This window comes from Vibrio intestinalis (genome assembly GCF_025195085.2).
GTDB classification, from domain to species: domain Bacteria; phylum Pseudomonadota; class Gammaproteobacteria; order Enterobacterales; family Vibrionaceae; genus Vibrio; species Vibrio intestinalis.
The window spans coordinates 80,857-95,478 of record NZ_JANAVY020000013.1 but is presented as its reverse complement, the minus strand read 5'-3'; the positions used below and the strand labels follow the sequence as shown (position 1 = coordinate 95,478).

The 14,622-nt window shown below is 44.9% G+C and carries 10 protein-coding genes and 10 tRNA genes; 9 read left to right on the top strand and 11 right to left on the bottom strand.

All coding sequences use genetic code 11. The annotated features are described in order from the left end of the window. Positions 1–163: 163 nt before the first annotated feature. The gene (gene queG, locus MU515_RS15450) at positions 164–1,285 is read left to right on the top strand and encodes a tRNA epoxyqueuosine(34) reductase QueG (RefSeq protein ID WP_260261303.1); all 1,122 of its coding nucleotides are present in this window, start codon (positions 164–166) and stop codon (positions 1,283–1,285) included. 537 nt (positions 1,286–1,822) lie between these two features. On the opposite strand, the gene MU515_RS15445 is transcribed toward queG, so the two are convergent. The 10 genes from MU515_RS15445 to MU515_RS15400 all read right to left on the bottom strand — a co-directional run bounded on the left by MU515_RS15445 (position 1,823) and on the right by MU515_RS15400 (position 2,950). Beyond that, a tRNA-Gly gene (locus MU515_RS15445) sits at positions 1,823–1,898 on the bottom strand. Between the two features lie 54 nt (positions 1,899–1,952). After that, positions 1,953–2,028 (bottom strand) — tRNA-Gly (locus tag MU515_RS15440). A gap of 32 nt (positions 2,029–2,060) precedes the next feature. After that, positions 2,061–2,137: transfer RNA gene (locus tag MU515_RS15435), tRNA-Met, on the bottom strand. Between the two features lie 56 nt (positions 2,138–2,193). Beyond that, positions 2,194–2,269: transfer RNA gene (locus tag MU515_RS15430), tRNA-Gly, on the bottom strand. A 32-nt stretch (positions 2,270–2,301) separates the two neighbouring features. Continuing rightward, positions 2,302–2,378: transfer RNA gene (locus MU515_RS15425), tRNA-Met, on the bottom strand. 42 nt (positions 2,379–2,420) lie between these two features. Then, positions 2,421–2,496, bottom strand: a tRNA-Gly gene (locus tag MU515_RS15420). Between the two features lie 32 nt (positions 2,497–2,528). Then, positions 2,529–2,605, bottom strand: a tRNA-Met gene (locus tag MU515_RS15415). A 42-nt stretch (positions 2,606–2,647) separates the two neighbouring features. Next, positions 2,648–2,723 (bottom strand) — tRNA-Gly (locus MU515_RS15410). A gap of 32 nt (positions 2,724–2,755) precedes the next feature. Beyond that, positions 2,756–2,832, bottom strand: a tRNA-Met gene (locus MU515_RS15405). Between the two features lie 42 nt (positions 2,833–2,874). Then, positions 2,875–2,950 (bottom strand) — tRNA-Gly (locus tag MU515_RS15400). A gap of 406 nt (positions 2,951–3,356) precedes the next feature. On the opposite strand from MU515_RS15400, the gene MU515_RS15395 reads away from it, so the two are divergent. Next, positions 3,357–4,028, top strand: a complete 672-nt coding sequence (locus MU515_RS15395; protein WP_432816156.1) for a hypothetical protein — start codon at positions 3,357–3,359, stop codon at positions 4,026–4,028. A gap of 49 nt (positions 4,029–4,077) precedes the next feature. On the opposite strand, the gene orn is transcribed toward MU515_RS15395, so the two are convergent. Then, the gene (gene orn, locus MU515_RS15390) at positions 4,078–4,623 is read right to left on the bottom strand and encodes an oligoribonuclease (protein ID WP_260261300.1); all 546 of its coding nucleotides are present in this window, start codon (positions 4,621–4,623) and stop codon (positions 4,078–4,080) included. 111 nt (positions 4,624–4,734) lie between these two features. Between orn and rsgA the strand changes: the two genes are divergently transcribed. The 7 genes from rsgA to MU515_RS15355 all read left to right on the top strand — a co-directional run bounded on the left by rsgA (position 4,735) and on the right by MU515_RS15355 (position 14,613). After that, positions 4,735–5,790, top strand: coding sequence for a small ribosomal subunit biogenesis GTPase RsgA (gene rsgA / locus MU515_RS15385; RefSeq protein WP_260261299.1), 1,056 nt, complete (start codon positions 4,735–4,737; stop codon positions 5,788–5,790). Between the two features lie 99 nt (positions 5,791–5,889). Next, complete coding sequence (asd, locus tag MU515_RS15380; protein WP_260261298.1) at positions 5,890–6,756, top strand: archaetidylserine decarboxylase; 867 nt, start codon at positions 5,890–5,892, stop codon at positions 6,754–6,756. A 175-nt stretch (positions 6,757–6,931) separates the two neighbouring features. Beyond that, positions 6,932–8,347: an SLC13 family permease gene (locus MU515_RS15375; protein ID WP_260261297.1), complete on the top strand. Its 1,416-nt coding sequence runs from the start codon at positions 6,932–6,934 to the stop codon at positions 8,345–8,347. Between the two features lie 287 nt (positions 8,348–8,634). After that, positions 8,635–10,515, top strand: a complete 1,881-nt coding sequence (locus tag MU515_RS15370; RefSeq protein ID WP_260261296.1) for a methyl-accepting chemotaxis protein — start codon at positions 8,635–8,637, stop codon at positions 10,513–10,515. A gap of 92 nt (positions 10,516–10,607) precedes the next feature. Then, the gene (locus tag MU515_RS15365) at positions 10,608–11,495 is read left to right on the top strand and encodes a DMT family transporter (RefSeq protein ID WP_260261295.1); all 888 of its coding nucleotides are present in this window, start codon (positions 10,608–10,610) and stop codon (positions 11,493–11,495) included. Positions 11,496–11,767: 272 nt separating this feature from the next. Further along, positions 11,768–13,300 (top strand): 2,3-bisphosphoglycerate-independent phosphoglycerate mutase, encoded by a 1,533-nt coding sequence (gene gpmM / locus MU515_RS15360; protein WP_260261294.1) that lies wholly within the window; start codon positions 11,768–11,770, stop codon positions 13,298–13,300. A gap of 176 nt (positions 13,301–13,476) precedes the next feature. Continuing rightward, positions 13,477–14,613, top strand: coding sequence for a murein hydrolase activator EnvC family protein (locus MU515_RS15355; RefSeq protein WP_260261293.1), 1,137 nt, complete (start codon positions 13,477–13,479; stop codon positions 14,611–14,613). Positions 14,614–14,622 lie beyond the last annotated feature (9 nt).

Here is a 14,622-nt window from a genome sequence, read left to right as displayed (position 1 = left end):
AAGAACAGGAATAGTAAACTGGGTTGGAATTGAGAGACAAGATCTCTTATGCAAGTAAAAGGAAAATAATCGTAAATATGGCCACTTTTTTGCGAATTTCGTTGCTAGATTCAAACTATAAGATCTTGTAAGATCCTGCCCCCTTTCATTGAGTGTCGCTAGCATGAACTATCAACAACTCGCTAATCAGATCAAACTTTGGGCCAAAGAGCTGGGTTTCCAGAAAGTTGGGATCTGTGATGTCGATTTAAAACAGCATGAAGCGATCCTGCAAAATTGGCTAGATAATGGCTATCACGGTGACATGGATTGGATGGCGAGACACGGCATGATGCGAGCTCGTCCTGACGAACTATTACCCGGTACAGTGCGTGTGATTAGTGCCCGCATGGATTATCTGCCACCGGAAGCTGAATTTGCTTCCAACTTATCCGATCCAACTCAAGCTTATGTTAGTCGTTACGCGCTAGGCCGTGACTACCATAAGCTGATCCGCAATCAACTAAAAAAGCTCGGCCAGAAAATCGAACAAGAAGTTGGCCAGTATGGCTACCGCCCCTTTGTTGACTCAGCCCCGATTCTAGAAAGACCACTGGCACAAAAAGCCGGATTAGGTTGGAGTGGCAAACACTCACTGATTCTTGATAAAGAATGTGGCTCTTGGTTCTTTCTAGGTGAGCTGCTGATCGATTTACCACTACCAGTGGATGAAGCGAGTGAAGACCAATGTGGTAAATGCACCGCTTGTATGACGTCATGCCCAACCAATGCCATTGTTGAAGAAGGCATCGTAGATGCTCGCCGCTGCATTTCATATTTAACCATCGAGTTTGATGGTGTTATCCCTGAAGAATTTCGCCGTCCAATGGGTAATCGTATTTATGGCTGTGACGATTGCCAGCTAGTGTGCCCATGGAACCGCTTTTCTTCATTGACCGATCAAGATGACTTCCACCGCCGAAACGCACTTCAAAGCCCCGACTTACTTAACCTATTCCTTTGGGACGAAAGTACCTTTCTAAAAAATATGGAAGGCTCAGCAATTCGACGCATTGGCCATCTACAGTGGTTAAGAAATTTATCGATTGCGATTGGTAACGCCCCATACTCTCATGCGCTTGTTGATGCACTAGAAAGTCGTAAAGGTCTAAGTGAAGTGTTAGATGTACATATTGAGTGGGCGTTAGAACAACAAATGGCTCAGTTGTCAGAAAAGCACACAATCAACAACAAACATGCTCGATTGATTCGAATTGTTCAAAAAGGGATGCCTCGAGATGCATAACAATTGCAGCAATTCTAACGAAATAGTTTGATTTTGGTCTAAAAATTCTGAATGTGGAAAAACAACACGCACGATGAGCATTTGTGGATTTATTTGAAAGTTAACCACAATAGTAATAAATGACTAGGATCAAAGAATTGCGAGTTAATGATCCAACCAGCCATGATAGGCACGGTGCTAAATATCAATAAATCACTTTAAAAACATACAGTTAATAAAATGTCATTTAAAAAAAACTAACGCTTAGAGCAAAAAGATCTTTCTAGTTGTAGGTTATTAAGAGCAATAAATCAGGTTACCCACCAAGTTATCCACACTTAACTTTTTGTGGATAAGTCTGTTGATGGATAGCAGAAAGCCCAAAGAACAGGCGTTTGTGGCTGATCGACAGATGGTAAACCCATCACTAACAGACATAAAAACGCCCACCTAAGACTAGGAGGACTTAAATTTTTGGGGATTGATGCTTCTCAGCATTAGAAAGAGCGTGGCGATAATCTTCGCCGAATCAAATGAAATAATCATTTGAAAGAGAGTTGGAGCGACACACGAGGTTCGAACTCGTGACCTCAACCTTGGCAAGGTTGCGCTCTACCAACTGAGCTAGTGTCGCATTTTGTCACTGTTAGAGCACAATGAGAGCTATTTAACCACTTAAGAAAGAAAGTGGAGCGACACACGAGGTTCGAACTCGTGACCTCAACCTTGGCAAGGTTGCGCTCTACCAACTGAGCTAGTGTCGCATGATAAATCGCATCAGCAATTCATCTAAATGTGGTTGCGGGAGCTGGATTTGAACCAACGACCTTCGGGTTATGAGCCCGACGAGCTACCAAGCTGCTCCATCCCGCGTCCGGATGTCATTGTTAAGTACAATGAGAACTTTCCCTCTCTCTTCGAAAAGAAAGTGGAGCGACACACGAGGTTCGAACTCGTGACCTCAACCTTGGCAAGGTTGCGCTCTACCAACTGAGCTAGTGTCGCATGATAAATCGCATCAGCAATTCATCTAAATGTGGTTGCGGGAGCTGGATTTGAACCAACGACCTTCGGGTTATGAGCCCGACGAGCTACCAAGCTGCTCCATCCCGCGTCCGGATGTCACCATTTAAAGCATGATGATGGCTTATTAATTTGGAGCGACACACGAGGTTCGAACTCGTGACCTCAACCTTGGCAAGGTTGCGCTCTACCAACTGAGCTAGTGTCGCATGATAAATCGCTTCAGCAATTCATCTAAATGTGGTTGCGGGAGCCGGATTTGAACCAACGACCTTCGGGTTATGAGCCCGACGAGCTACCAAGCTGCTCCATCCCGCGTCCGGATGTCACCATTTAAAGCATGATGATGGCTTATTAATTTGGAGCGACACACGAGGTTCGAACTCGTGACCTCAACCTTGGCAAGGTTGCGCTCTACCAACTGAGCTAGTGTCGCATGATAAATCGCTTCAGCAATTCATCTAAATGTGGTTGCGGGAGCCGGATTTGAACCAACGACCTTCGGGTTATGAGCCCGACGAGCTACCAAGCTGCTCCATCCCGCGTCCGGATGTCACCATTTAAAGCATGATGATGGCTTATTAATTTGGAGCGACACACGAGGTTCGAACTCGTGACCTCAACCTTGGCAAGGTTGCGCTCTACCAACTGAGCTAGTGTCGCATCAACAACGTTTCCGTCGTTCAGGGCTGCGAATTATAAGAGCATTTTTTTGTGATGCAAGTCCTTCCTGCAAAAAACCTTACTTTTTTTTTCGTTTGATGAAAAAGCACACAAAAGCGTATAAGGCTTATACATTTTGCTTGATTGATGAACGGCTTAATCCTGCAAAAACATTCCTGATTCCAAAGACTTTCCACACATTTGAGATCAAGAATTAGCACCAAATGAGATATGGAGCTGTAAATAGATTCTCTAAACTTATCTAAACTGGTGAAATGCGTACATTTTATATATAACGGGTTGCTTATTTTCGGACATCTCTCTTGTTGTCCACTTGCAATTGCATTTGATGGAGCAAGCAATGGCATTAACTTTTTCGCCGCGACTTTTAATCAGCGCCTTGGCTATGTTACTGATGTTCTCACTATCTGGCTGTGGGTCTATGCCCAAGCCAGTCCGTAACTTAGGTAAAACTGACGTCGACTTCGTCATGGACGTTCATGTAAAACAGCAGAAGTTTCTGTTGATGGAGTTAACCAGAAAGCTTTACGTCCGTAACCCAGATGAACTGCAAAAAGCAGAAGGCGTCAGTGTAGAACAACGGATGAAACAAATTTTTGGTGAGGCTGATGCTATCGACCTCCCCCCACTTGTATTTGACGAGCTCGAAGGAAAAACCGGCATAGAAGCAATTTTACTCTCTTTTGATGAGAACTTTACCGGAGACAGAGTGTTTGCTGCGATAGTCGGTTTATCAGAAATGTTGCGCCGCTCTTACAACCACCAGCAAGAGTTCTTCATTATCGATTCATTGGATGAGCAAGCTCTTTATAACAGTGCTCGAAACATTGAGGTGTTTGTCTGGCGCTTATATCACCGCAAAGATGCTAATGGAGAGCTGTTCCTACTCACTAATGATGTCAGCGACGGCCAATTTGATACGAGCTTTGATCGTATTTTTTCTAAAATGGTAATGGTCCAAGAGATGATGGCTTATATCGTAGCCGATAAAACCAACCGCAGTATCACCAAAGTGGCTCACGGCGTCGCTCAATTTGTCTTCTTACCTATCCCTTAAGCAATAAAAAACGCTGCCATTAGGCAGCGTTTTAAAATTCAACTTTCAATCAAATACTAAAGATCGTTTGGCGATAGTATTTCAGTTCAGCAATCGATTCACGAATGTCATCTAGCGCTAGGTGACTGCCTGATTTAGAGAAACCCTCTAATACTTCTGGCTTCCAACGGCGGGTCAGCTCTTTTAGAGTGCTAACATCTAGATAACGGTAGTGGAAGTATTCTTCTAGCTCCGCCATGTGCTTGTACAAGAAACGACGGTCTTGACCAATACTGTTACCACAGATTGGCGACTTGCCTTTTGGAACCCAATTTTCTAAAAATGCGATGGTTTGACGAATCGCTTCTTGTTCATCAACTTTGCTGTTGCGAACGCGTTCTACCAAGCCACTATTGGTGTGAGTATTGGTACACCAATCATCCATCTTCGCCAGTTCTTCTTCTGGTTGATGGATGGCAAGCACCGGCCCTTCCGCCAGAATATTCAATTCACTATCGGTGACAATAGTGGCAATTTCGATAATTTTATGGGTTTCTGGATCAAGCCCAGTCATCTCAAGATCAACCCAAATTAAGTTCTGATCGTTAAAGGACATAAATCGTTGCCTATTGGTTTTTCGCTAAAAAAGGTACTATACCCAAATTCGGATACCCAAGATAGCAATCTACGGTATCGAACCTAAGAGAAACAGATTAAGTAGATCATCGTGGCAAAAAAGAAAAAGCTAACTAAAGGTCAGGTAAGACGAGTGCGCAGCAACCAAAAAAGGAAGCTGACAAAAGACGAGAGCATCCAATGGGATGAGTCGATGCTAGGCTCAGCGAAGAAAGGCCTAGTAATAACTCGCTTTGGCCAACATGCTGATATTGAAGATACTGAGACCGGTGAAATTCAGCGCTGCAACTTGCGCCGCGGTATTGAAACCCTTGTGTCGGGCGATAAAGTTATCTGGCGCCCAGGCCACGAGGCGATGGAAGGTATCTCTGGTGTAGTGGAAGCGGTAGAGCCACGTCACTCAGTACTTACCCGTCCTGATTACTATGATGGTCTGAAGCCTGTCGCGGCAAACATCGATCAGATGATCATTGTTTCTTCAGTGCTACCAGAACTATCACTCAACATCATTGACCGTTACTTAGTCGCGGCTGAAACATTAAAAATCGCTCCACTACTAGTACTAAACAAAATTGACCTACTTGACCAAGAGCAGCGAGAGCTGTTCCAAGACTGGATGAGCGAATACGAACATATTGGCTACAAGGTTCTTTTTGTCAGTAAAGAGAGTAAAGAAGGGATTGCCGAGTTAGAGCAAGAGCTGCATGGCCGAATCAACATTTTTGTCGGTCAATCTGGCGTAGGTAAATCAAGCTTAGTGAATGCGTTAATGCCAGAGCTTGATATTGAAGAAGGGGCAGTTTCTGAAAACTCTGGCCTTGGTCAACACACCACGACAGCCGCGCGCTTGTATCATATTCCGTCTGGCGGCGACCTAATAGACTCCCCTGGAGTTCGTGAGTTTGGCTTATGGCATTTAGAACCAGATGAAATTACCGAAGCCTTTGTTGAGTTCCGTCCTTATCTTGGCGGATGTAAGTTTAGAGATTGTAAGCACCTTGACGATCCTGGCTGTGTATTGCGAGAAGCTGTGGAAGAGGGTGAGATAAGTGAAGTTCGCTTTGAAAACTATCACCGCATTCTGGAAAGCATGCTTGAGAACAAAGCAAACCGTCAGTACTCTCGTAACAAGAAAGCGGATCTTTAACGCAGCGACTATCGGCAACTGCTGACTTTTGTTGTTTTTTTGAGTAACATCTCGCGCCCTAAAGTTTGAAACAGACAGTTAACATTGGAATTGAACACAATGGATAAGATTAAAGTTGGACTGCAATACTGGATTCCACAACACGGTTTAACCCGACTAGTGGGTAAACTGGCTTCAGCAAAAGCTGGCGGTCTAACCACAGCGATCATCCGCTGGTTTATCAAACAATACAAAGTAAACATGGATGAAGCGCTTCATTCAGATCCAAAGCATTTTAAAACTTTTAATGAGTTTTTCGTTCGTGAGCTAAAAGAAGGCGCGCGCCCTATTACTGAAGGTGAATCAGTGATCACGCACCCAGCTGATGCTTGCGTAAGCCAATTCGGCCCAATTACTGATGGCAAGCTGATTCAAGCCAAAGGTCATGACTTTACTGCTCAAGAACTACTTGGTGGTGATGCTGAAATTGCAGAAGAGTTCACCGATGGTGAATTTGCTACTCTGTACCTATCACCAAGCGATTACCACCGCGTACACATGCCATGCGATGGTGTATTGCGTCAGATGATCTACGTGCCAGGTGACCTATTCTCTGTAAACCCATTAACAGCAGAAAACGTGCCTAACCTATTTGCTCGCAACGAGCGTGTAGTATGTATCTTTGATACCGAGTTTGGCCCAATGGCACAGGTATTAGTTGGTGCAACTATCGTGGGTAGCATTGAGCTAATTTGGGCAGGTACGGTTACACCACCTCGCGGCAACACAGTTTATCGTTGGGACTACCCAGCAGAAGGTGACAAAGCGATTGTATTGAAGAAAGGCGAAGAAATGGGCCGCTTCAAATTAGGTTCAACCGTTATCAACTTGTTTGCTAAAGATAAAATCCGTTTTGATGATTCTATGCAACACAATCAACCAACGGTGATGGGTACTCCTTACGCTCACCAAGTTGACGCTGAATAGTATGCTAAAAAATCCCCGAATTATTCGGGGATTTTTTTGACCAAAGACAAATCAACTGCAACATTTTTAACCACTTTTTCAAAACTATAACCTCAGTCTAAGACCCTAATTTGGTTATCTTTTACTCTACACCTCTGTCGTATCTGAAAGCATAAGTGTGAGGGTATAATTGCCTATGACCAAGATTCATCCCGGCATGATAATAAAACTACTGGTCTGCTTCGGGCTTCCTATTGGTGTGCTGTTTATGCCCATCGATTTAATCCCGATTGATGACCTGACGTTGATCCAACATCGATTACTCGCCATTTTTCTACTCGCTGCTCTTTTGTGGGTGTTGGAACCTGTCCCTGTTTTTGCCACTTCCATCCTGATCATCGCCCTTGAATTGGTCATGATCTCTGATAAAGGCTTACATCTATTTCGTAATCCACCAGCCGGTCATGATCTGGGGGAGTTGATGGTGTACACCGATATATTCAGCGCCTTTTCCTCACCTATCATCATTCTGTTTATGGGTGGCTTCGCACTGGCGATTGCAGCGTCAAAATACGAGCTGGATAACAACCTTGCGCGAGTGCTGCTTAAGCCATTTGGTACACAACCCAAATTCATCATGCTGGGGTTGATGTTAATTACCGCCGTGTTTTCAATGTTTATGTCAAACACAGCAACCACAGTAATGATGCTCGCTTTATTGGGCCCAATTGTGGCGTCTGCGCCGAAAGGTGATGTCGGTGTTAAGGCTTTAGTGTTGTGTATTCCAATTGCCGCTAACACTGGTGGTATTGCTACGCCAATTGGTACCCCACCCAACGCCATCGCCCTTCAGTATCTAACCGGTGAGAACGCCATCGACTTTCTTTCTTGGATGATGATGGGTCTACCTTTTGTGATAATCCAACTGACCATTGCATGGTTCTTATTACAAAAGCTGTTCCCTTCTCAACAAGAAAAAATGGTGCTGAAGTTGGATGGGCAATTCCAAAAGAACTGGCGCGCTATTGTGGTTTACATTACGTTCGCAGTGACCATTCTGCTATGGATGACCACCAAACTGCATGGCATGAATACCTATGTAGTTTCAATCATTCCACTCGCGGTATTCACCTTAACTGGCATCATGGGTAAACCTGAACTAAAGCAAATAAACTGGGACGTGTTGTGGCTTGTGGCCGGTGGTATTGCGATTGGTATTGGCTTAGATAAAACAGGCTTGGCGGAAGCACTGGCTCACGCAATTGATTACGAGTCTCTCTCTCCAGCCGCGGTCATTGTTACGCTATCGATTGTTTGTTGGTTGATGGCTAACTTTATGTCCAATACCGCTACTGCCAACTTGCTTATGCCTATCGCAGCCGCGATTGGTGTTTCAATGCAAAGTTTAGACAGCGTTGGTGGCTTACAAGGCCTACTTGTCGTCGTCGCCTTCTCTGCTTCTCTGGGTATGATTTTACCCGTATCGACGCCGCCAAACTCACTGGCCTATTCTACTGGCTTGGTAGAAAGCAAAGATATGGCGAAAACAGGTGTCATCATCGGTGTTATCGGCCTAATGATCGTCTACTTAGCCGCTTGGCTATTCACCTAACCCTTCCTCTACCGCCATTCCATTCACTCGAATTGAATGGCGGCTCAGTTACCTCTAGTAACATTTTGGCTAAAGATCACGCTTTTGATAAATAGCTTTATATAAAATAGGCTTTTTTGCGACCAAGTTCAGGAATGATCGTTCAGTTCAAGTTATTGCATACGGTTTTTATATAGCATCGTGCTACAAAAAGGCGATTTACAAATCAAATACTTACACTCAATCAGCCTTGATAATAACAACGACAATCGACATTCTTACCATTGTCTCTCTTACGGAGTAACACAATGAGACGCACCATTAAACTTAAGATTCAAATAGCCATTGCTATCATTATTGCCATAGTAAGTGGCGTTCAAGCCTACATTTCGATTAGCCAACTAAAACAAGAAACCTCTTCTGCTATTCATAGCGAAATGTCTAACGTTAGTGTAGCGACCACGCGCTACATCAGTGATTGGTTAGCCATTCGCAGCAATATGATGTTGGCGAACGAAAAAACCATTTTAGATTCTCCTGATCACGAGCGTGAAATGCTTATCACCAAGCGCGCTGGTAACTTCCTATCCGTTTATGCGGGTTTTGAAGATGGCAGCATCTCTTACGGTGATAAAACGGAAGATTGGCCAGCAGATTACGACCCACGTACTCGTCCTTGGTATCAAGATGCGAAATCGTCAAACGGATTAGTACTGACCGAACCTTATCAAGACTTTGATGGCAGCATCGTTGTCAGCTTTGCTAAAGCATTCAGTGGCGCAAGTAACGGCGTATTGGCTGCAGACTTAACCGTGACTAACATCATCGATGAAGTATTGAACGTAAGCCTAGATAACGATGGTTTTGCTTTCCTAATTGATGGCAGCAATAACATTGTGGCTTATCAAGATGAAAGCCTGACTCAAAAGGCGATTACCGATCTCAACCCATCGCTAAATAAAGAGAAAATCGCACAACTTATCGATAACTCTTCCCTCTCAACCATTAGTTGGCCAAACCAAGGCGATAAGCTGATTTATATGGATCGCGTGCCAAACACCCAATGGTCACTTGGTATTGTTGTAGATGAAGGCATGGCGTTCGCCTCTGTTTCTGAGCAAGTGCGTTTCACGACGATAGCTTCAATCATTCTTTACATCATCATCGCTTCAATCAGCACCTACGTGATCACTAAGCTGCTTGCGCCACTGCAAGTATTGTCGAGTGCATTGAAAGAGCTTTCTCAAGGTGAAGGTGACCTAACTCAGCGCATCAAAATTGAACGTATGGATGAGATCGGCGAGCTGGCTGAGCACGTTAACCACTTCTTAGAGCAGATGCAGCAAATGATTAAGAGCATCATTAGCCGCAGTGATAATCTGGCGAATTTAGCCGATCAAGCGAACCAGCTGTCACAACAATCTAACCAGCAAGTAGAAAACCAGCAGAACGATGTTAACCAGATTGCGACGGCTATCCATGAAATGTCAGCAACCGCTGCTGAAGTCGCAAACCACGCAGAGCTTACAGCAAGTGCATCACAAAGCTCGTCAACGGCTTGTGAAGCTGGCCAACAAGTGATTCAGAAAAACCGTGAAGCCATTGTTGATCTTGCAGAGCAAGTTACTGCCGCAGCTGGAGTTATCTCTGAACTCGAAAACAATACTCAGAGCATTAATCAGATCCTTTCGACCATTCAAGAGATCGCTGAGCAAACTAACTTGCTTGCACTGAATGCGGCGATTGAAGCAGCGCGTGCTGGTGACCAAGGCCGTGGCTTTGCTGTCGTTGCGGATGAGGTTCGCGTATTGAGCCAACGTACCCACGGATCAACCGAAGAAATTCGTACTATGATTGAAACGCTGCAAAGCAATACTAAGCAAGCAGTAACAAGCATGCAGAGCAGTACTTCTTTGGCTGACACCAGTGTGGAGTACGCACAGCAAGCGTTTGAGAGCTTAAGTGAAATCACCTCTGCGATTAGCCAAATCAACGACATGGCACTGCAAATCGCAAGTGCAGCCGAAGAGCAGCGCGCAGTAAGTGAAGACATCAGCCGTAACACCCAAGGCATTAAAGATGCCTCTGATGTGCTATCGCAACAAGCGGTTTCAAGCAGTGAAAGTGCTACCGACATGTACCACTCAGCACAAGAGATGAGCCAAGCAGTCGCCCGCTTTAAAGTCTGATCTATCTATCCAATCTAAATTAAGGCATATTGTCAGCCTCGCCCATGTAACACCCCGTTACATGGGCATCCCAAACATGGATGAGTTAATCAATGGGATACGAATGGCTGGCACTTGCTGCCGCATTTCTTTGGGCTATCGCCAGTTTACTTTCGGTCGCTCCTGCTCAACATCTAGGTACCTTTTCCTATAGCCGCTGGCGTATGGGATGCACTAGCCTAATTCTCGCCTCTATGGCTTGGTATACCGGTGGCTGGGATAGCGTCACTGTGTCTGCGTTATCTGCCATGCTACTCTCAGGCCTTATCGGTATCTTCATTGGTGACACTGCATTATTTGCTTGTCTCAATCGAATGGGGCCTAGGCAGGCCGGTTTACTCTTTTCATGCCATGCAGTTTTCTCTGCCGTATTAGGCTATTTTCTTTTCACTGAACGTATGACGCAATGGGAGTTCATTGGCGCCAGTCTAGTATTTGTTGGTGTGGTCACCGCGATATTTTTTGGCCGCAGAGGGCAAGACAGTAATCAGCTAGAAACCATCAAAGGCAAGGTGAGTATTGGGGTTGGACTTGGCCTACTCGCCGCACTTTGCCAAGCGCTAGGTGGTATTATCGCAAAACCTGTAATGCAAACAGACATCGACCCTGTCGCCGCTTCCGCATTAAGAATGATGACCGCATTTAGTGCTCATTGCTTGTTCTTCTTTACCGGAGCGAAATTGGCGCGCTCACATAACGCCATGACCGTAAAAATCTTTGTCATCACGGCACTCAATGGCTTTCTTGCCATGGCGGTTGGCATGACATTGATCTTGTATGCCTTACAAGAAGGCGATGTGGGCATGGTTGCGCTACTGTCTTCTACAACACCGATTATGCTTTTGCCTATACTTTGGATTTACACCAAACGCAGACCAAATCGGTATGCTTGGTTAGGAGCAATATTGGCTGTCTGTGGCACAGGGATCTTGGTTCAGTAGAAGATATATTACGCAAATTGCTATCGATTCAATCGGTAATTTCATCTTTACATTCTTATCTTTTGGGTGAGAATAATACCCATTATCAATGTAGTCTTAAGAAAAATGAGGCTACTCAATGAAAGATAGCTACGCGAAATCACAAACAATATTTGATCTTAACCTACAGTTTTGGTTAAAAAGTGTAGTAAAATTACGCTAGTTTTGTTTCAAGGCCATTGGGTAACTATGCCCAATACCAAAAGTTACTTAAATTTGACGAGGTTTTATCTATGTCTGCTAAGAAGCCATTGGCTCTAGTAATTCTTGACGGTTACGGACACCGTGAAGATACAGCAAATAACGCGGTTGCAAATGCGGAAACTCCAAACTTGGATAAGCTATTTAGCAACAACCCAAACACTCTAATCGCTGCTTCAGGCATGGACGTAGGTCTACCTGATGGTCAAATGGGTAACTCTGAAGTAGGTCACACAAACATCGGTGCAGGCCGCGTTGTATACCAAGACCTAACTCGTATCACTAAGTCTATTGCTGACGGTGAGTTTGCTGAAACAGCAGCACTTGTTGAAGCTATCGATGCAGCAGTTAAAGGTGAAAAAGCCGTACACATCATGGGTCTTATGTCTCCAGGTGGCGTACACTCTCACGAAGACCACATCTACGCAGCCGTTGAAATGGCAGCAGCACGTGGCGCAGAGAAGATCTACCTACACTGCTTCCTTGACGGCCGTGACACGCCACCACGTAGCGCAGAGAACTCTCTGCAACGCTTCCAAGACCTATTCGCTAAACTAGGCAAAGGTCGTGTCGCATCTCTAGTAGGTCGTTACTACGCGATGGACCGTGACAACAACTGGGATCGAGTTCAAGTTGCTTACGATCTAATCACTCAAGCGAAAGCTGAGTTCACTGCTGAATCAGCAGTTGCTGGCCTTGAAGCGGCTTACGCACGTGAAGAAAACGATGAGTTTGTTAAAGCGACAGCAATCAAAACAGCTGACCAAGAAGACGCGATCGTTGAAGACGGCGATGCTGTTATCTTCATGAACTACCGTGCTGACCGTGCACGTCAAATCACTCGTACTTTCGTACCAGCATTTGATGGCTTCGAGCGCGCTGTATTCCCAGCAATCAACTTTGTTATGCTAACGCAATACGCAGCGGACATCCCACTAGCGATCGCATTCCCACCAGCATCTCTAGAGAACACTTACGGTGAGTGGTTATCTAAACAAGGTAAAACTCAGCTACGTATCTCTGAAACTGAGAAATACGCACACGTAACTTTCTTCTTTAACGGTGGTGTTGAAAACGAATTTGAAGGTGAAGATCGTCAAATCGTTGCTTCTCCAAAAGTTGCAACTTACGACCTACAACCAGAGATGAGCTCTCCAGAGCTAACTGACAAGCTAGTTGAAGCTATCAAGTCAGGTAAGTACGACACTATCATCTGTAACTACCCTAACCCTGACATGGTTGGTCACACTGGCGTTTACGAAGCAGCGAAGAAAGCTATTGAAGCTATCGACGAGTGCATGGGCCGTGTTATCGAAGCGATCAACGAAGTTGATGGTCAACTTCTAGTAACCGCTGACCACGGTAACGCAGAAATGATGATCGACCCTGAAACAGGCGGTATCCACACTGCGCACACTAACCTACCAGTGCCTCTAGCATACGTAGGCAGCAAACAAGTTGAGTTTGTTGAAGGCGGTAAACTGTCTGACCTAGCACCAACAATGCTAAGCCTTGCTGGTCTAGAAATCCCAGCTGAAATGTCTGGTAAAGTTATCGTTAAATAACCTTATCATCCAGCTTAAAACGCCCGAGCACTGCTTGGGCGTTTTTGTATCTACACCTGTCATCGATATCGATTATTAATAGGAATCCTGCGACAAGTTTTGACTTTGTCCTTTCTTCCTTAGAAATTCTTTATGTATACTGACAGCCAATCAACCAGTTAGGATCGAACGGTCGAATGTCGCTAAGAGCAAACTCTTTATTCAAACGCAAACTTGTACAGCCACTTGCGCTGTTCTTTTGCCTTGCTGCATTCTCTCCTGCTTCTGTTCACGCCACTTCTAACAATGAGCTTAAAGGGGTATCCAGTGAGATATCTCGCCAGAAACAAGCGCTAAACTCGCAGAAAAACAAACTCGATCAACTGCAAAAGTCACTCAAAAGCCAAGAGCTATCGATCAATCAGCTTGAGCGTGACATTAAGCAAACCAAAGCATCACTGAAAAAATCCGATGCCAATATCAAAGCATTAACCAAAAAAATAGATGCGTTAGAGAGCGATAAAGCCAAGCAAAGCGAAAAGCTTGAGCAGTTATTGCAAACTTATTATATGACCCAGCGAGCGAAGTCTTCGGCCAACATCTTAAATCAAGGTGTTGAGGAAGACCGCATGAGCCAATATTTCCAGCACTTGGCCAAGCAGCGTGCGGCGACCATCGCTGAGCTTGAGCAAACGGTGTCCGAGCTAGAACAAAGTGAACAGCAACTCACTTTAGAGCAGCAACAAATAAAAAAACTACTGACTCAACAGACCAATAAGCGCAATCAACTGAGTAAAACTCAGTCGCAACGTAAAGGAACCGTCAGTAAAATTAGAAAAAGCATCTCAAGTGACAAAGTTTACTTGTCTGAACTCCAACGCAATGAAGCCCGCCTAAAAGCCGAGATTGCCAAAGCAGCGAAACGCAATGCCGTTCCTATGGATGGATTAAGCCGCCAAAAAGGCAAGCTGCCATGGCCTATCAAAGGCCGCATACTGCACAACTATGGCACCAGCCAAACCGGACAGATCAACTGGAAAGGTATGGTGATCAAAGCGAACTATGGCCAATCGGTCAAAGCGGTATATTCGGGTACTGTGGTATTTGCCGATTACTTACGCGGCTATGGATTAGTAGTGTTACTTGACCATGGTAAAGGCGACATGACGTTATACGGCTTCAACCAAAGCTTACTCAAGAAAGAAGGCGACAAAGTGACTGCTGGTGAGTCTATTGCATTGGCTGGCGACACAGGCGGTCAGGACCAAGCGGCGCTCTATTTCGAAATCCGCCGTAATAGTAAGACTCAAAACCCGAAGCGCTGGCTCAAATAGCGTAGCTTG

Coding starts and splice junctions, on each gene's coding strand:
- MU515_RS15395 (WP_432816156.1), top strand. CDS start 3,357: ATGTTACTGATGTTCTCACTATCTGGCTGTGGGTCTATGCCCAAGCCA.
- MU515_RS15365 (WP_260261295.1), top strand. CDS start 10,608: ATGGGATACGAATGGCTGGCACTTGCTGCCGCATTTCTTTGGGCTATC.
- gpmM (WP_260261294.1), top strand. CDS start 11,768: ATGTCTGCTAAGAAGCCATTGGCTCTAGTAATTCTTGACGGTTACGGA.
- queG (WP_260261303.1), top strand. CDS start 164: ATGAACTATCAACAACTCGCTAATCAGATCAAACTTTGGGCCAAAGAG.
- MU515_RS15375 (WP_260261297.1), top strand. CDS start 6,932: ATGACCAAGATTCATCCCGGCATGATAATAAAACTACTGGTCTGCTTC.
- asd (WP_260261298.1), top strand. CDS start 5,890: ATGGATAAGATTAAAGTTGGACTGCAATACTGGATTCCACAACACGGT.
- orn (WP_260261300.1), bottom strand. CDS start 4,623: ATGTCCTTTAACGATCAGAACTTAATTTGGGTTGATCTTGAGATGACT.
- MU515_RS15370 (WP_260261296.1), top strand. CDS start 8,635: ATGAGACGCACCATTAAACTTAAGATTCAAATAGCCATTGCTATCATT.
- MU515_RS15355 (WP_260261293.1), top strand. CDS start 13,477: ATGTCGCTAAGAGCAAACTCTTTATTCAAACGCAAACTTGTACAGCCA.